Source organism: Acinetobacter gyllenbergii (assembly GCF_001682515.1).
In the GTDB taxonomy this organism is placed as follows: Bacteria; Pseudomonadota; Gammaproteobacteria; order Pseudomonadales; family Moraxellaceae; genus Acinetobacter; species Acinetobacter gyllenbergii.
In genome coordinates this window covers 794115-808880 of the sequence record NZ_KV575261.1, presented here as the reverse complement: position 1 = coordinate 808880, position 14766 = coordinate 794115, and the positions used below count along the sequence as shown (strand labels likewise).

Sequence of the window (14766 nt, the reverse complement as noted above, 5' to 3'; positions counted from 1 at the left end):
AGCTAGCTGAAATGAGCCTTTCACAGTAGAATATGCGCTCTTTCATAAGTCACATTGTGGTAGGTTCTTTAGACCCACCCGTGGAGCCAAAGTCAACATGTTTATCGTGGCCGGTGCATCAGCACATTCTTCTTTCAAGAAAGCTCAACTCTTAAACCGATTAACGTCAATGAGTTCTGTTCAATCTTTTGACAGCCAGTGGGTTTATTTGTTTGATCAAGCGCTCAACGAGCAGCAACATCAATCGGCATTACAACTTTTAAACGATGGTCAATCTTTCGAACTTCGCCAAGCTGCAAGTGATGAAATCCAGATTTTAGTCACACCGCGTGTAGGGACAATCTCGCCGTGGTCATCTAAAGCAACCGATATTTTCCAAAACTGTAATACCCCAATTCACCGTTTAGAGCGTGGTCTGCTGTTTACACTGAAAGGTGTGAAAGAGATCTCAAATGAAGTGAAATTGGCCTTACATGACCGTATGACAGAGAGTGTTTTTGCTCAAATTGATGATGCAAAAGCTTTATTCTCAGAAACTGCGCCGAAGCCATTGAACTCAATTGATATCTTGGGTCAAGGAAAAGAAGCGTTAGTTAAAGCCAACAATGAGTTTGGCTTTGCTTTATCTGAGCAAGAAATTGATTACCTCACCGAAGCATTTACCAAGTTGGGTCGTAATCCAAACGACATCGAATTGATGATGTTTGCACAAGCAAACTCAGAACATTGTCGTCATAAAATCTTTGGTTCTGAATGGACAATTGATGGTGAAAAACAACCATTATCATTGTTCCAAATGATTAAAAATACCTATAAAGAATCTCCGACCGATGTGTTATCGGCATATAAAGATAACGCATCTGTGATCGTGGGTTATGACACCATGCGTTTTTATCCGAAAGCGGATGAAAATGGTCACTTCGTTTATAAATATAAGAGCCAAGCTGCTCATATTTTAATGAAGGTTGAAACACACAACCATCCAACTGCCATTGCTCCATTTGCTGGGGCTGCAACAGGTTCGGGCGGCGAAATCCGTGATGAAGGTGCAACGGGTCGTGGTGGTAAACCAAAAGCGGGTTTAACAGGCTTTACTGTTTCGAACTTAAATATTCCTGGTTTTGAACAGCCTTGGGAAGATAACTACGGTAAACCTTCACGTATGGCTTCGCCATTACAAATCATGATTGAAGGTCCATTGGGTGGCGCTGCGTTTAACAACGAATTCGGTCGTCCAGCATTGAATGGTTATTTCCGTACTTTTGAACAGAATGTCAATGGTGAAGTGAAAGGCTTCCATAAGCCAATCATGATCGCTGGTGGTTACGGCAACATTCGTCCTGACCATGTTGAAAAAGATGCAATTCAACCGGGTGACTTGCTCATTGTGTTGGGCGGTCCTGCAATGTTGATCGGTCTTGGTGGTGGCGCAGCGTCTTCTGTAGACAGCGGTACCATGGGTGAGAGCTTAGATTTTGCTTCGGTACAACGTGAAAACCCAGAAATGGAACGCCGTTGTCAAGAAGTGATTGATACCTGCTGGCGCTTAGAAGACTTTAACCCAATCGTGTCTGTACATGATGTGGGTGCAGGTGGTGTATCTAATGCTATGCCAGAACTTGTGAATGATCATGAGTTGGGTGCAGTACTTAACCTGCGTAAAATTCCATCATTAGAGCCAGGTATGAGCCCGATGGAAATCTGGTCAAACGAAGCGCAAGAACGTTATGTGCTTGCCATTCGTCCAGAGTCTTTAGAACAGTTTGAAGAAATTTGTGCACGTGAGCGTTGCCCGTTTGCGGTATTGGGTGAGGCGACTGAAGCGCGTCACTTAACGGTTGAAGATCCGTTGTTTGAGAACAAGCCTGTTGATATCCCAATGCAGGTGATCTTAGGCGGTACACCGCGTATGCAACGTTCGTATGAAACGATTGAGCGTACAGGCAATGACTTTGACGCTGGAAAAGTTGATTTGAAAGATGCGATTTTCCGCGTATTGAAGAATCCTACAGTCGCATCTAAATCATTCTTGATCACCATTGGTGACCGTTCGATTACGGGTATGGTTGCACGTGATCAGATGGTGGGTCGCTGGCAGGTTCCTGTTGCAGATGCAGCAGTAACCACCACTAGCTTGCAAGGCTTTACAGGTGAAGCAATGGCAATGGGTGAACGCCCACCAGTAGCATTATTGAATCCTGCTGCATCGGCTCGTTTAGCCGTTGCTGAAGCGATTAGCAATATTGCCTGTGCTAACATTGAACAAATCAGTGACATCAAGCTTTCTGCAAACTGGATGGCTGCGGCAGGTCAAAAAGGTGAAGACCAAGCCTTGTTTGAAGGTGTAAAAGCGATTGGTATGGAAATGTGTCCTGCATTAGGTATCGCAATTCCAGTCGGTAAAGATTCACTTTCAATGCGTACCACTTGGAACGATGGTGAAGACAAAGCGGTGACTTCGCCAATGACTGGTGTGATCACTGCATTTGCTCCAGTTCTAGATGTTCGTAAAACCTTAACGCCTGAATTGAAAAACTTAGCAGACTCAGTACTGGTACGTATTGATTTGTCTAAAGGCCAGTTCCGCCTAGGTGGTTCGATCCTTGCGCAGGTGTATAAAGCCATTGGTTCGGTGACACCTGATGTCGATAGTTTTGATGACTTCAAAGCATTCTTTGCCTTGATTCAAGATTGGAACAATCGTGGTGTGATTAAGGCTTATCATGACATCGGTGATGGCGGTTTATTGGCGACTGTTGCTGAAATGATGTTTGCTTCACGCTTAGGTGTGGCATTAGAAAATCAAAGCACTGAAAGCTTATTTGCTGAAGAAATTGGTGCTGTACTGCAAATTACAGCGGCTGATTGGGCGCAGTTGGAAGTCGAGGTTGCAGCATCAAGTCTGAAAGATGCAATTGCTGTTGTGGGTCGTGTCAATACAACCGACCAATTAGCTGTGAATGGTTTGACTTTAGAACGTGCTGAATTACAACAAGCATGGGCAGAAGTATCGCATCAGATCCAACGTTTACGTGACAACGTTGAAACTGCTGATCAAGAGTTTGCTTTGATTGCAGATCAAAACCACAAAGGTTTAATTGCTCAAGCAACTTATGATTTGAATGAGCCAGTTGAAGCGCCGTTTATCAATACACGTCGTCCTAATATGGCGATCTTGCGTGAGCAGGGTGTTAACGGTCATGTTGAAATGGCAGCTGCTTTTGACAAAGTTGGCTTTAATACCATCGACGTACACATGAGTGACCTCCTTGCAGGTCGTGTCAGCTTAAGCGACTTCGAGGGTTTAGTGGCGTGTGGTGGTTTCTCATACGGTGACGTGATGGGTGCTGGTGGTGGCTGGGCGAAATCAGTCTTGTTCAATGCCAAATTACGTGACCAGTTTGAGCAGTTCTTCCATCGTCAAAATACATTTAGCTTAGGCGTATGTAATGGCTGTCAAATGATGTCGCAACTTGCACCACTGATTCCAGGTGCAGAGCATTGGGGTCGTTTCCACCGCAATACTTCAGAAGTATTTGAAGCACGTGCTGTGAACGTCCGTGTAGAAAAATCAGTTTCTGTCTTGCTTGAAGATATGCAAGGTTCGATTTTACCAATCGCTGTAGCGCATGGTGAAGGTCGTCTGGTTGCAACTGAACAGCAAATTGCTGCTTTAAATGCTGAGAACCAAGTGATTTTGCGTTATGTGGATAGCTTGGGTCATCCAACTCAGCATTATCCGTTGAACCCGAACGGTTCACCTGAAGCGATTACTGGTTTAACTTCTAAAGATGGTCGTGCAACCGTGATGATGCCACATCCAGAGCGTAACTTCCGTGCATTACAACATTCTTGGAAGCCAGAAGACTGGGCTGAAGATGGTGCTTGGTTACGTATGTTCCGTAACGCACGTAAATTTATTGGTTAATTAAACCCATGCAATAAGCCACCGTCAGGTGGCTTATTTAATTCCGTATAAAATAATCATCAATGGACAAGAAAAATGAAATCAAAAATCCATTTCCACGAATTTGCATTGCTGATGGCATTACTTATGTCCATCGTCTCTTTCTCGATTGATGCTGTTTTACCTGCACTCGGTGAAATTGGTCGTGTTTTTACTTTGCAAAATAGTAATCAGGCGCAATGGGTCATCATCAGTATTTTCTCTGGCATGACCATTGGACAGTTGATTGCAGGACCCTTATCCGATGCAATTGGACGGAAACGGATTTTATTCACTGGCATCGTGATCTACTTTATAGGCAGTTTATTGTGCTATTCCACCCAAAGCTTTGAATGGTTCTTGCTGGGTCGTTTTATTCAGGGTGTTGGTGTTTCAGGGCCTTATGTGGCTTCGATTTCCATCGTTCGGGATAAATACAGTGGTGCCCAAATGGCGCGGATCATGTCACTGATCATGATGGTGTTTATGGTCGCACCTGCGGTTGCACCGAGCTTGGGACAGTTGATCATCCATTTCTTTGGCTGGCGCGATATTTTTGTGTTGTATATGGTTTATGCGGTAGCTGTTGGAGCTTGGGTGGCTTTGCGCTTGGAAGAGACCTTAGTACCTGAGAATCGTCTGCCAATGCGAGTACAAGCCTTTAAGGATGGTTTTAAAGAAGTGGTGAGCAATAAAACCACCATGAGCTATTTGTTATGCGCAGGCTTTTGTTTTGGTGGATTTATTGGCTATCTCGGAACCTCACAACAAATTTTTATGCAGCAATTTGGCAAAACAGGGCAGGAGTTTAGCACTTATTTTGCTTTACAGGCAGGTATGGTGGGGATTGCATCCTTTGCTAATTCAAGAATTGTCATGAAGTTTGGTATGCGCCCTATCTGTATTTATGGCTTTCTTGGTTTAAGTCTAATCTCATTGCTGTTCCTCATCATTCAGCTATCTGGCGTATCCATCTCATTCTGGATGTTTATGTTGTATACCTGCATTTTGTACTTATTGTTTGGTAGCTTATTTGGCAATCTCAATGCGATTGCAATGGAACCCATGGGGCATGTGGCTGGTATGGCTTCTGCCATTATTGGCGCATCGTCTTCGGTGCTATCGCTGATTCTCGCCTCTATTATTGGTCAGTTATATAACGGAACTTTAATTCCAATGACCTGTGGTTTTGTGATTCTATGTGGTTTGGCATTTGCGCTGACCTTATATGAAAAAAGGCAGTTAACTAAATTAGAAAGTTAAATCTTATAGTTCTATTTTTGCACTGAAATCTGTTTAAAAGCCATCATCAGATGGCTTTTTATATTTAGCTTTTGATGCAACTCATTAAGGCATCACGCGCTCTGAATCCACCGCTAATGGAGGATGCGTAAATTGTTTTGCCCTGCAATAGAATTTCCATTGCGCCAACATCATCCAGCTGGGGAGCCGTCTGTACCATAGTTACAGGAACGAACAGCATACCTTTGTTTTGGCTGGGAAGTAGAGTCGCCTCAGTTGGCATAACGGAATGATCTGTTCGTATGACAATATCGAGTTGTTGATTGCTGGTGGTGATTGGTATATGAGGACCAGTAAAAAGTAACGCTCCTGTATTTTTTTCTGTCGGGCCAAAGAGAGTGAGCTGATTTAATCCTGAATTATAAGAGACAGCACATCCTCCTTTCCTGCCTCTGTATTTGGAGAGAAACCAGATTCCATGTTCACCTTGATAAATTTGTTTCATGTTTTTAGAGGGTGTTGATGAGTAGTGTGAATTTGCATCAGTTTGAATGGACTCATTTGCATAGAGAAAGGTTGATTCTGTTAAAGCAGTAAAAGTGAAAATTAGGGTCATTAGAGGTTTATGGGGCATATAAATACTCTTGCTTTGCATTCTAGTTTTAAAAATTCTATTTACTCGCTTTAAAATCTAATTGAGCGAATCATGGGATATTTGACTGTGCGTTATATATCCTGATTGGTCTTTTATATATTTTTTTAACATAGGTTAAAAGATCATAAGATGATCAATAGCTAAAATTGTCCTATGATGTTTATTATTAAAGAATAAGGTGTTTGATAATATGAGCACTCATTTTTTTTTAGGTAGATCGATGGGGTGTTGTGGCTGATGATGGCAAAGGTATTTTTGGTATTCGAATAAGAGTAGTACGTGAATAGCTGAGAACAATGCACTTGATGGTGTAAAAAAGGTAGAGATTGTAAAATTAAAGAATTAGAGATTTATATATGGTTGATTTTATTTCTGAGTTGATAAACTGTCGACATGAAGATACGCATTTACCTTTTTATCCAGAACATATTCAAGGCTATACAGAGCAAGAACTTGACCAGATTGCTGAAATTTATAATCTAGAGATACATGGGCAGTTCCGAGAGTTTTTATTGCAAATGGGAAGATGCTCAGGTGGTTTGTTGTGGGGTAGTGTATCTATGTTCAGATATTCATGGAATAAAGAGGCTTATACAGACTATCAAAAAGTTTTAGATGATGAAGATGAAATAAATAAACCTAAAGGGTGGATTAGTGCAGTTGAAAATAAACTCTTCCCATTAACAAATGAAAATGAAGGCAATCAGTTTGCATATCTGGCGACTGCTTTAAAGAATGATTATGTTTGGCTATGGGATGATGGACAACCAGAATCTGAATTTAGTTGTACTGGATCTACACTTTTAGAATATTTAAAATGGTTAGTGGCGGATGAGACTAAACAAGCGCGGTTTTGTGACAAATCGGTCAACTTTGAACAGGATAAACAATATATTACGGGAAAATTATTAGACTAAATCATTGGTTTGGAAATAAAAGTTTTATTTATATAACTTCGAGTGACTAAAAGTGCAGTGCTATGAAAAAGTTGTCCCTGTAGTTTTTAAACATAAAAATCACGGTATAGATATATTGGCTTTTCATCATCCACTTGCTGGGACTCAATTGGTTAAGGGTACAATTGAACAGGGTGAGCAATATGAACAGGCTGCAATTCGTGAGTTGTTTGAAGAGTCGGGATTGAGTGCTCAGCCTAATCCCAAGTTTCTGGGTAATCTCATACTTAAATTTAATCAGCAAAACTGGTATTTCTATGTATGCGAGGTGAAGGGTGAGCTGGCTGAAACGTGGCAACATCATTGTCAGGATGGCGGTGGGTTAGATTTCAAATTCTTTTGGTATCCTTTAGATCAACAACCAGATGATTCTTGGCATGAAATCTTTAGAGAAGCGTTAGGTTTTTTAAGAAACTCCTTATTGTTGTCATAATCCATCTGCTCTGGGTGAAAGCCAATCTTGATATTTATGTCTTAAATCATTTCTTTTCACTTCATCAAAGATAATAAAATCAATGCCACCATCATAAGGTGCAATAATTATATTTTTCTCGAAAGAAATCATAAAAGCTCTTAACTCATCATCAGCGATCTTTTTCAACAAGTCATTGTGTTGATTCATTTGCCAAGTTACTTCTACTGTACAAGGTCTAAAGAAATGATCTTCATCCTCACCATCATAATATTCAGGATTGGCTTGTGTTAAGTTGATTTCCTGCTCTAAATGGAATTGGTATTTAAGCCTAAAAGCAGGGTCATAAGCTTTTTTGTTCCTGCTTGCTGTGAAGTAATGGCCTGAAACAATAAAAATAGAAGTGCCGGTACCGAAGCAATCTGTAATGATTCTATTATGCCGATCTAGCAATAATTCATATTCAGCAGCCGTATCGGCATATCTTTTTGATTCCGGTAGGCTATGAATCCTAAACCAAAATTGAGGAAAATCTTGGATTAAATAGTGAGAAATCGGAAGTTTGTTGGGATAAAAACGATCCCATTGAGTTTGAAATGAATGAGTCATATTAATTTATAAATATTCTATAGAAATTTATTTTATATTAATTAGATAAAAAGATAAATTGGGCTCATTTGTTCTAATCATTTATATAAAAATTGCTTTGCGGAGTTGGATCAATTCTTGCTTCTTATATTTCAACAATGAACAAAATACGAGAAGTCTGATGATGAAAAATGCAAATTATTTAAGAACAGTGCATACCAAAGATCGAGGTTGGTTTTGGTTTGGTCTAACGGTGCTGATTCAAGTGCTATTTATTGTCGGGAGTTACCTAGCGATCAATATTTCACTTTGATTCTTCAGCTTTTATCGCGTTATGATGAGAGTCTCATCTATTTGATTTGAGCTGTTTAAGTGATGCTAAAACTAATTTATTACGTGCCAGAATCTCATTTGGAATCGACTAAACAAGCGATTTTTGCTGCTGGGGCGGGTGGTATTGGCAATTACGAACATTGTGCGTGGCAAGTCAAAGGAACTGGACAGTTTAAGCCCGTAAAAGGTGCGAATCCCTTTTTAGGGCAATTAGATGAATTAGAGCAGCTCGAAGAATGGCGCGTTGAAACCATTGTCTCTGAAGAAAAGGCCAGTGCTGTGGCAAAAGCTTTAAAGGCAAGCCATCCCTATGAAGAACCTGCTTTTGAGTTTATTCAGATTTTAGATATTCAATAAACTTTATTCTTTTCTAAGCATACTGCTTTGAATCAACCGAGCGATATCTGTTGTCCGTGCATGAATCAGCTCTGCCGCATTTTGACAGGCTTCTTCTAGACTGGTTGGGCCTGAGGTTAAAGAGAAGGCAGCAGTAACACCATGTGGGTAAAGTGCTTGGTAATTCTCTCCAAGTGTTCCTGCAATCACAATGACAGGGATATTGGCGGCTTGTGCTATTTTGGCGACACCGAATGGAGTTTTACCATTCAAGGTCTGCTCATCAAACTTGCCTTCACCTGTAATCACCCAATCTGCACTTTGGATTTTGGCAGTGAGCTGATTTAATTCCGCAATGACTTCGACTCCAGATCGAAACTCGGCTTTTAAGAATGTTCTAGCAGCAAAACCAAGTCCACCAGCAGCTCCTGCACCAGCTTCATTACGTTGATCGACGCCAAGCAATTGTGTGGTGACATCGGCAAAATGGGAGAGGGCTTGATCTAACTCTAACACTTGTTGAGGTGAAGCCCCTTTTTGTGGCCCAAAAATATGAGAAGCGCCATTGGTTCCACATAAAGGATTGGTCACATCGGCGGCTAATCGAAATTGGGTTTGTTGAATGCGTGGATCAAGCTGATCTAAATTGATTTTAGCTAAGTTTTGCAGTGCAATGCCGCCAGCGGCTAGGGGATTATGCTTTGCATCTAGAAATGTTGCCCCCAATGCCGTCAATAAGCCTGTACCTGCATCATTGGTTGCGCTGCCGCCGACAGTCAGTACAATTTCCTTTGCACCCGCATCCAAAGCAGCGAGGATCAGTTCACCTGTACCAAAAGTACTGCTGATACATGCATCTCGATCAGTAGGTTGCACCAACTGTATACCACTGGCTTGTGCCATTTCAATAATGGCAATTTTTTCTGTGGCTAACCAGCCCCATTTAGCCAGTACAGGTTCACCAAGAGGGCCTTGTACCATTTGCTCACGCCATTCCCCTGAACAAACTTCTAAGACAGCCTCGATAGAGCCTTCGCCACCATCCGCCATGGGGCATTGAATGATTTCTGCATCAGGAAAGACCTGTTGCCAACCTGAAGCAATTGCTTGAGCAATCTCCTGTGCAGATAGGCTGTCTTTAAAGGAATCTGGGGCAATCACAACTTTCATAATTGTTTGTAACTTTATCTTGTTCTGACCTGAGCTTAGTCTGTCTGGTGTGAAATAGCTAGATGAGTGCCAAAAAGAAAAAAGCCACTGAATTGTATCAACTCAGTGGCTTGGTTTAATCAACGATTATTGCATCAATTAAACTGAGAAAAATCAGGTTTACGTTTTTGCATAAAGGCTTGCACTGCTTCCATCATTTCAGGAGAACGTACACGTTGCATAAAGATTTCAGCTTCATCATCAACACATGCGATGATTTCAGCCAAGTCTTGTTTCATCAGAGCTTTAGTTTGTTTGATCGAAGCCAATGGCAACGCAGCTAAATGTTGCGCTGTTTGTTGCGCAGTGGCGTAGACATCTTCAACCACATCATTGACAAGATTGGCTTTAACCGCAGTTGCTGCATCAAATTTCTTCGCAGTGAAGAGCAATTCAGCGGCTTTTTGATAGCCTGCCTGCTTCACCAATAAACGACTTGCTGCGCCTTCTGGAGATAGGCCGAGGCTAACAAATGGAATCTGGAACAGGGCAGTATTGTCTGCAAATACCATGTCAGCATGTAATAAGATCGTCACGCCGATACCGATGGCGACGCCTTTGACTGCAATAATGAGTGGCTTAGAAAAACGCGCAGCAGCTTTTAACAATACAAAAGGAGGCTGATCACCCGCTTTGCCTTCATGTGGTTTTTGAATAAAACCCATAAAGTCTTTCATGTCATTACCCGCAGTAAAGTCTTGTTCTGCACCACGGAAAATGACCACACGAACGTCTTTGTTTGCATCGGCTTCATCTAGAGCTTTTGCGATCCAAAGGTAAAGTTCGCCATAGAGTGCATTTTTTGCTTCTGAACGGTTAATGGCTAAGGTGAGTACGCCATCTTCTAAATTTGCTTGCAAATGTTGATGAGGTTGTTGAATACAGCTAAGTGTCATCGTACTATCCTTGCTTTAATCCAGATTGATTTTTAAGTGCCCTCATTATGTCGCATATTTATCTGAATGACACAACTGATGAGTTCACAAAAAGTGAAATTAAGCCTATGTACACATTTGACTATCTTGTTTTTATTGGACGTTTTCAGCCTTTTCATTTGGCACATCTAGAAACTATTGAAATTGCATTACAGCAAAGTCAGAACGTGATCTTGGCTTTGGGCTCAGCTCAATCTGAACGAAACATCAAGAATCCTTTTCTGGCGACTGAACGCAAGCAGATGATTCTGTCAAATTTCTCTGAAGATGAACAAAAGCGGATTCATTTTGTACATGTGATTGATGTTTATAATGATGAAAAATGGGTTAAACAAGTCAAAGATTTGGTCAATGGCGTCATTCAGCCAAATGCAAAAGTTGGTTTAATCGGTCATTTCAAGGATGAATCTTCGTATTATTTACGCTTATTTCCTGAGTGGCAGATGGTGGAGTTGGACAGTTTGAAAGATTCAATTTCAGCAACGCCAATGCGTGAGGCTTATTATCGTGGAGAGATTCAAACTGAATTTTTTCCTGAGGGGACAATCCAGTTTTTGAGTGAATTTCAAAAATCAGCGATGTATCTGAAACTACAACAAAAATTTAAGGACAATGATCGCACCAATATTGATGAGTCTTGATACTGAGGGAAGGTTAAGCATCTTCCCAAAAGATAATTCGATTGGAAAATGGATCTGTGATACTGAGTTCTAAAGTTTCCCAATCGGTTTTCTCTACTTGAGGTTTGGCAAATTTATAGTCTTTTGTATCAATCTCAGCCTGTAGCAGTGTCAGATTTTCCCAGTAAATTCGAATGGCACTATGCGGACTGGCATCACCGAAATGCTCGGATAGATGGATAATACAATCGCCTTTGGAAATCTGTAGATAAACAGGGAAGTTATCCCCAAAAGTATGTTGCCAGTCCAATTGGAAGCCCAAATACTCAATATAAAATGCTTGAGCCAGTTCGACATCAAAAATACGAAAAATAGGGGTAATTGATCCAGATTGCATGCTTCTTCCTCTTAGCGAACACCAAACTGTTGAGTCCAATAACTCTTTTGTTTGGTTGAAGCATCGACTGTACATGCTAGCGCGTAGTCTGTAAATTTGGGATGCATTAAATTATGACAATGCACAGGACTGGCAAGCCATGTGGCCATCACATCATTTAAATTTTTTTGTCCACGCGCTACGTTTTCTCCACCGCCTCGACCTTTAAATTGTGTCTGTTTTAAGCGTGTTCTAAAATCTTGCCCAGCGCTACTAACATGTCCAAGCATCGTGTTCTGCGCCATATCCTCAGCATGAACCAAGGCACTTTGATATAACTGATTGTTCCATCTGAGTGGTGCAACTGCGGGAAAATGCTGTCCACCACATTGACGTGGATGTTGCCGAATTTCATTAATTGCATCAAGCAGCACTTGTTGATAAGCAGGGTTTTGTAGGTCTTGGCAGCGTATTTCGGTCGCTGATTTTTCAATTTGGGCGACTAAGGGAGCAGAATCCTGAGAAGTCGTAGGTGCATTGGAGTTACATGCTGCCAGAAAGAATAATAAGGATAGGGGTAAAAAAGCATTGAGATGAGCCATTTTAAATGTCTTCAATTTAATTCTTTTAATCTATTTATCATACGTCAATCGCAAAGCTGAGGGCAATTTGCTTGAATAAAAAAAGCGAGTCTTTAACCCGCTTTTTTGTTACTCAACATGATTATGCGGTTTGTAATGCTTTGAGGTCTTCAAGCACTTGTTCTGCATGTCCTGCCGCTTTGACTTTGCGATAGCTTTTGACCAATTGCTGGTTATGGAAAATAAAAGTTGAGCGTTCGATGCCCATCACTTGTTTACCATACATATTTTTTTCTTTGATCACATCGAAATGTTTGCATAGCACTTCTTCTTTATCGCTGATTAAATCAATCGTCAGTGCTTGTTTTTCAGTGAAGTTCTGATGCGCTTTGACTGAGTCGCGTGAGACGCCAATAATTTGGCAGTTTAGAGCATCAAATTGGTCTTTTAAGCAAGAAAAGCCAACTGCCTGAGTGGTACAGCCAGGGGTTGAATCCTTTGGATAAAAATAAAGTACCAACCATTCACTGTTGAGTTCAGCGAGATTGATTTCCCCTTGTGTGGTTGGGAAAACATGATTTGGTAATTGAATATTCTCAGACATTGTTCATCCTTCGATAAAATTAATGTTGTTCAAGCTCAAGTGGCAAAAAAGCATATTCCTCATGATAAACAATATCGCCTTGGCGTACAGGAATAGCTTTGTTAAAAATTGGCCCATCAATGACTGTGGTATGAAATTCACCACCTTCACCACATGGATCAACACCACGATTTTCTAATTCTTGGATGTAGTCTAGGGTAAGGATTCTACCTAAATCTTCAATTTTCATACCAAGTTTGAGATTGACAGTGACGATCACACTGCGAAAACCAAGATTGATAAACTCTTCTACCACTTCTTTATGTGGGCGCAACCACAGCGGCATGCCCAATTTTAATCCCACTTGTTGAGTCACCTGATCATGCCAACAGCCATGCTCAGGCATATCCAGATCACCTGTTACCAGTACTTCAGCACCGTGTTGTTTGGCTTGATTGAGTAGCGCGATAAACTTTGCTTCATAATCAGCCCAACTCGATGATGTCATATACACAGGTAAACCAATCGCATCTGCTTGGGCGCGGATAATATCCAGTGGCATCGCGTGTGACCGAGAACGTTGTCCTTGTTCTTCCAGCATCATAATCAAGCCGATCACAGTACCAGTTTGCATGGCATGGTATAAGGCGAGGGAACTGTCTTTGCCACCACTAAAAGAGACAACTGATTGCCTTTGATTAGCATTGGTTTTCCATTGGTCTTGCATGGTGTGATTCAACCGATTCTAGATAAAAGAGATTTTAGCAAAACCCAATAAAAAAGCCCGCATGAATGCAGGCTTTGTTTTGAGCAATTCAAGCTTATTTTTTTGGCGCTTGTTGCTGCTGTTGCTGAGCAGCTTTCATTGCTTCTTCAGTGAGTTTTTCTAACTTGCTCACAAGTGGTGCGCCAAGACAAGATTGTAGGTCTTTATTTTGCTGTTGTACAAAAGCTAAAGAACTTGGGCTTTTCTTCGCATTGATTGCGCTTTGGATTTCCCATTTCTGAGCTTCGGTTACTTTACCTTGTGCATCAATTTGACATCCACAGAATTTGCTCACTTCTGCTGCTGTTAATTTACCGCCTTTTGCAGTTTGGTCTTTACATACATTGACCAATGCTGCTTTTACATTGGTACTTTTATACGCAGTTTGTAATGGATTATCAGCTGCGTGAGTTGCCGTTGCAAATAATGCAGCAGCTGACATCATTGTAGAAAGAATAAGATTTGATTTAGAAAACTTCATATAATGTACCTAATTTTTACCCTAATATCGGTTATTCAGCGTAGCGCGTAGGATCCGCAATACCTGCTTCGATAAAACCTTGTTGACGTAAACGACAACTGTCGCATTTGCCACATGCACGTCCTTGAGCATCTGCCTGATAGCAGGATACCGTTTGACTATAGTCTACGCCATGTTCGATGCCTAAGCGTATAATATTCGCTTTGGATAAATGTAACAAAGGTGTTTCAATTTTAAGGGGTTTTCCTTCAACACCTGCTTTTGTTGCCAGACGAGCCAAATTGGCAAAAGCGTCAATAAATTCAGGGCGACAGTCTGGATACCCTGAATAATCAACAGCATTGATTCCAATCACGATGGCAGCGGCGTCAAAAACTTCGGCTGCTGCGAGGGCATAAGACAAGAAAATTGTGTTACGTGCTGGAACATAAGTTACAGGAATGCCTTCTTGTAATTGTTCTGGAACTTCAATGTTATGATCTGTAAGTGCAGAACCACCTAAGTTACCCAAATCAATATTAATGATACGGTGTTCTACGCCTGCACGTTGTGCAAGTGCCTTGGCCGCATCAAGTTCAGTTGTTGAACGTTGACCGTACATAAAACTTAAAGCAATACATTCATAGTTTGCTTGTGCCCAGGCAAGACACGTTGTTGAGTCTAAGCCACCAGACAATAATACGATGGCACGAGAACGCATATTATTTTCCATGATTCAACCTAAAATAAATTTGAAAAGCTATTTGG

General features: G+C 41.1%; 17 protein-coding genes. 7 read left to right on the top strand and 10 right to left on the bottom strand.

Annotated elements, in window-relative coordinates; genetic code table 11:
- The first annotated feature begins 97 nt into the window (after positions 1–97).
- Together purL and NG55_RS04030 are read left to right on the top strand one after the other, a co-directional pair.
- The gene (gene purL, locus NG55_RS04035) at positions 98–3928 is read left to right on the top strand and encodes a phosphoribosylformylglycinamidine synthase (protein WP_065342395.1); all 3831 of its coding nucleotides are present in this window, start codon (positions 98–100) and stop codon (positions 3926–3928) included.
- A 75-nt stretch (positions 3929–4003) separates the two neighbouring features.
- On the top strand, positions 4004–5209 hold the full coding sequence (locus NG55_RS04030; protein ID WP_023270316.1) for a multidrug effflux MFS transporter: 1206 nt from the start codon (positions 4004–4006) through the stop codon (positions 5207–5209).
- 64 nt (positions 5210–5273) lie between these two features.
- Here the strand turns inward: NG55_RS04030 and NG55_RS04025 are convergent, their stop codons facing one another.
- Positions 5274–5822 carry a hypothetical protein gene (locus NG55_RS04025; RefSeq protein ID WP_016540888.1) on the bottom strand — a complete coding sequence of 183 codons (549 nt, stop codon included), beginning with the start codon at positions 5820–5822 and terminating at the stop codon, positions 5274–5276.
- 377 nt (positions 5823–6199) lie between these two features.
- Here NG55_RS04025 and NG55_RS21090 point away from each other — a divergent pair, with 377 nt between their 5' ends.
- Entirely contained in the window at positions 6200–6760 is a 561-nt protein-coding gene (locus NG55_RS21090) for an SMI1/KNR4 family protein (RefSeq protein WP_065342394.1), read from the top strand.
- A gap of 52 nt (positions 6761–6812) precedes the next feature.
- Complete coding sequence (locus NG55_RS04015; RefSeq protein ID WP_065342393.1) at positions 6813–7232, top strand: NUDIX hydrolase; 420 nt, start codon at positions 6813–6815, stop codon at positions 7230–7232.
- Here the strand turns inward: NG55_RS04015 and NG55_RS04010 are convergent.
- Entirely contained in the window at positions 7227–7820 is a 594-nt protein-coding gene (locus NG55_RS04010) for a DUF3885 domain-containing protein (protein WP_065342392.1), read from the bottom strand. The two genes, NG55_RS04015 and NG55_RS04010, sit on opposite strands and share 6 nt — an antisense overlap.
- Before the next feature lie 160 nt (positions 7821–7980).
- On the opposite strand from NG55_RS04010, the gene NG55_RS21350 reads away from it, so the two are divergent.
- Both NG55_RS21350 and NG55_RS04005 read left to right on the top strand, forming a co-directional pair.
- A complete protein-coding gene (locus NG55_RS21350; RefSeq protein ID WP_262757820.1) occupies positions 7981–8112 on the top strand; it encodes a KGW motif small protein in 132 nt (43 codons plus the stop codon).
- A gap of 62 nt (positions 8113–8174) precedes the next feature.
- Complete coding sequence (locus tag NG55_RS04005) at positions 8175–8489, top strand: YqfO family protein (protein WP_065342391.1); 315 nt, start codon at positions 8175–8177, stop codon at positions 8487–8489.
- Between the two features lie 3 nt (positions 8490–8492).
- Here NG55_RS04005 and NG55_RS04000 read toward each other — a convergent pair whose 3' ends face one another.
- Positions 8493–9638 carry a glycerate kinase gene (locus NG55_RS04000; RefSeq protein ID WP_065342390.1) on the bottom strand — a complete coding sequence of 382 codons (1146 nt, stop codon included), beginning with the start codon at positions 9636–9638 and terminating at the stop codon, positions 8493–8495.
- A gap of 134 nt (positions 9639–9772) precedes the next feature.
- Positions 9773–10573, bottom strand: a complete 801-nt coding sequence (locus tag NG55_RS03995) for an enoyl-CoA hydratase-related protein (RefSeq protein WP_016540896.1) — start codon at positions 10571–10573, stop codon at positions 9773–9775.
- Positions 10574–10680: 107 nt separating this feature from the next.
- Between NG55_RS03995 and NG55_RS03990 the strand changes: the two genes are divergently transcribed.
- A complete protein-coding gene (locus NG55_RS03990) occupies positions 10681–11253 on the top strand; it encodes a nicotinate-nicotinamide nucleotide adenylyltransferase (protein ID WP_171257934.1) in 573 nt (190 codons plus the stop codon).
- A gap of 13 nt (positions 11254–11266) precedes the next feature.
- Here NG55_RS03990 and NG55_RS03985 read toward each other — a convergent pair whose 3' ends face one another.
- The 6 genes from NG55_RS03985 to queC form a co-directional block, all read right to left on the bottom strand.
- Positions 11267–11629, bottom strand: coding sequence for a glyoxalase superfamily protein (locus NG55_RS03985; RefSeq protein ID WP_065342388.1), 363 nt, complete (start codon positions 11627–11629; stop codon positions 11267–11269).
- Between the two features lie 11 nt (positions 11630–11640).
- Positions 11641–12210: a CAP domain-containing protein gene (locus NG55_RS03980; RefSeq protein ID WP_065342387.1), complete on the bottom strand. Its 570-nt coding sequence runs from the start codon at positions 12208–12210 to the stop codon at positions 11641–11643.
- A gap of 121 nt (positions 12211–12331) precedes the next feature.
- The gene (locus NG55_RS03975) at positions 12332–12793 is read right to left on the bottom strand and encodes a peroxiredoxin (RefSeq protein WP_016540900.1); all 462 of its coding nucleotides are present in this window, start codon (positions 12791–12793) and stop codon (positions 12332–12334) included.
- A gap of 19 nt (positions 12794–12812) precedes the next feature.
- Positions 12813–13499, bottom strand: coding sequence for a Dph6-related ATP pyrophosphatase (locus tag NG55_RS03970; protein WP_065342386.1), 687 nt, complete (start codon positions 13497–13499; stop codon positions 12813–12815).
- Positions 13500–13593: 94 nt separating this feature from the next.
- Complete coding sequence (locus tag NG55_RS03965; protein ID WP_016540902.1) at positions 13594–14019, bottom strand: hypothetical protein; 426 nt, start codon at positions 14017–14019, stop codon at positions 13594–13596.
- Between the two features lie 31 nt (positions 14020–14050).
- Positions 14051–14719 (bottom strand): 7-cyano-7-deazaguanine synthase QueC, encoded by a 669-nt coding sequence (gene queC / locus NG55_RS03960; protein ID WP_212749791.1) that lies wholly within the window; start codon positions 14717–14719, stop codon positions 14051–14053.
- Between the last annotated feature and the right edge of the window lie 47 nt (positions 14720–14766).